General features: G+C 68.0%; 1 protein-coding gene and 3 pseudogenes. 2 read left to right on the forward strand and 2 right to left on the reverse strand.

The features are described 5' to 3' along the window. Positions 1 to 184 precede the first annotated feature (184 nt). Positions 185 to 421, forward strand: a pseudogene (locus IEZ15_RS43665) (integrase core domain-containing protein); the annotation flags it as partial. 28 nt (positions 422 to 449) lie between these two features. Here IEZ15_RS43665 and IEZ15_RS43670 read toward each other — a convergent pair. Further along, a pseudogene (locus IEZ15_RS43670) lies at positions 450 to 768 on the reverse strand (IS6 family transposase); the annotation flags it as partial. Between the two features lie 136 nt (positions 769 to 904). Then, the gene (locus IEZ15_RS43675; RefSeq protein WP_229846599.1) at positions 905 to 1810 is read right to left on the reverse strand and encodes a CPBP family glutamic-type intramembrane protease; all 906 of its coding nucleotides are present in this window, start codon (positions 1808 to 1810) and stop codon (positions 905 to 907) included. A 302-nt stretch (positions 1811 to 2112) separates the two neighbouring features. Between IEZ15_RS43675 and IEZ15_RS43680 the strand changes: the two are divergent. Then, positions 2113 to 2466: pseudogene (locus tag IEZ15_RS43680) on the forward strand (transposase); the annotation flags it as partial.

Here is a 2466-nt window from a genome sequence, read left to right on the forward strand (position 1 = left end):
TGCACCATGAAACAGGGACCGGGCATCACCGCGTTCCAGCGCGGCGCCCCAGAGGGTGGCGCATCCCCACCGGATGCGACCACCCTCCACACCCTCACAAACCCCACAACACCCAGGGCAACACAGCCACGCACTCCCGCAACCCCCCGACGTCATCCCGACCACACTGATAAACCACGTTCGCGCGATCGGTAGCAGCGCGGACAACGCCGCTGCGGAATCGTTCAACGCAACCTTCAAAAGAGAGACGCTGAAAGGACGAAAAGGCTGGTCAAACGAGCGCGAAGCCCGACTCGACGCCTTCCGCCGGCTCCATCGATACAACACCCGACGCCGACACTCCCGCCTCGGCCAGCGATCCCCGCTTGCCTACGAGGACGCCTTCCACACAACATCAACTACCCTGACCCGAGCCGCATAGACGTGTTCAAACTCCGGGGTCAAGGCCCGTCGAGGACAGTGCCGTCCTGGTCCACGGCCCGCCACAGGTAGTGCCGCACCCCGTTGATCTTCAGGAACACCTCGTCCAGGTGCCACTTCTCGCCGGCCTGGGGCCGGCGGCGGCGCAGGGCGGCCGCGTACCGGGGGCCGAACCGGTCGCACCACCGGCGGATCGCCTCATGGGAGACGGTGATCCCGCGGGCCAGGAGCAGCTCCTCGACTTCGCGGAAGGAGAGCGGGAAGCGGTGGTACAGCCACACTGCGTGGGAGATCCTCCGCCGGGAACCGGAACCCCTTGTACGACGGCCCGTCCCCGGCGCCCTCCACCACCAGCTCCTCCCGAACGATCAACAAGCCCGGCCACCATCCCAGCCCGGAGACCACTCACTCAACTTGACAGTGCCCGGCCGTCCTCTGCGCGGACCAGGAACCCGGCATCGAGCAGGCCGGTGACGGTGACCGCCTACTTCTCGCCGGGCGTGTGCCGACGCGTGACCCGGCGGCACGCCAGGAATGCGATCGCGACGACCACCAGGTACAACGGTACGAGCAACACCGCGTCACCGGGCGCCTGCTCCACCGTCACGCCCGCGTCGCGGTCCTCGCCCTGCAGCACTATGCGGTTCACGGTCAGGACGGTCAGGTGCGTGCCGATCGCCGCCCACAGCGGGGCGTGACCCACGGCCGCACGGGCGGCGATCAGGGTCAGGCTGAAGACCGTCAGGAGGATGAGGTAGTCGACCGGGTGTTGCCCCTTCGGGGCGATGCCCATGTGGCCCGGCTCATCACCGGCCAGCCGGGCGATGCCAACCGTCACCAGCGTCGAGGTGCCCGGTACGAGCAGGAAGACCGCCGTGGTGCCGAGCGCCGCCAGTGCGGGCCCGAACCGTCTGCGCAGCGATGTCCACGTGTAGCCGCGCAGCGTCGTCTCCTCGGGCAAGGCTTCAAGCAGGAACGCGACGACGGCGTTGGTGACGAGAAAGTCAACCAGGGTGACGAAGTCCAGCTGCTGCCAGACGAGTAACCCCACGGCCGTGCCCGCGCCCAGGACCAGCGCCGCTATCGCGGCCGTCACCCCAACGCCGGTGAGGAATGCCCGTAGGCTCGCGCCCGGACTGCCGAAGCCGACCGTCCGAGGGTGTGACAAACGCAGGACGAACGGCACGGCCACGACGGTGACGAGGGCCGCAGCGATCAGCCGGGCGGCCAAGCCACTGGCTCCGGCAGCGTCCGCCAATACGGGTCCGAGGCCGTTGCCGACACCGAGCGCCACCGCCATGATCAGGCCGCCAGCCAACGCGCGGCCCATGGCCCCGGCAGCCGTGGGCGCGGGTGAGGGTGCGGGTTGTCGTATGTGTAGCCCGGTCATAGCGCTCCTGGTGACGGTAGGGCCGACTCCTATCGACAACCCCGTGTGCTTTCCAGGCTCGCCCGACCACCAGTCAGGGGCGTCGTGCGCGCGGACGACCCCCCTATACATCCTTTGGCGCAGTGGACGATAGGGGTCGACTGGTCGTTGGCCACCGGCTCCGGGAATACCCAGAGGCTGAGTGCCCGCGTTCATGCGACTGCCGCTCCACCGCCTGGGCGATCGACGGGGCAATACAGCTCGGAGGATGGTCCACGCTCTTTAGAGGTCGTCTCATTTGGGATGTTCGATAGTCTGGTGTCGTGGGGATCATTGAGCGGCTGGTGCCGGACGAGTTGTGGGGCCTGTTTGAGCGGGTGGTGCCGCCGACTCCGTCTCGGCCGCAGGGCGGTGGCAGACGACGGTACGGGGACCGTGAGGTCCCTAGCGGCGATCATCTTCGTTGCCACGTCAGGCTGCACGTGGCGGCAGCTGCCCCCGTCTTTCGGGCCTTCGGGGCCAACGGCCCACCGGAGGTTCACCGAGTGGAGCAAGGCCCGGGTCTGGGCCAGACTCCACCGTCTGGTCCTGGACGAACTGGGCAGGTGCGGTGACCTGGACTGGAGCCGGTGTGCGATCGATTCAGTGAACATGCGCGCGATGAAAGGGGGGAGCTG

Origin of the sequence: Streptomyces atratus, assembly GCF_014648655.1 — a bacterium.
Taxonomy (GTDB): domain Bacteria; phylum Actinomycetota; class Actinomycetes; order Streptomycetales; family Streptomycetaceae; genus Streptomyces; species Streptomyces atratus.

Excerpts from the sequence above, each read along its gene's own strand:
- IEZ15_RS43675 (WP_229846599.1), bottom strand. The coding sequence starts at position 1,810 with ATGACCGGGCTACACATACGACAACCCGCACCCTCACCCGCGCCCACG.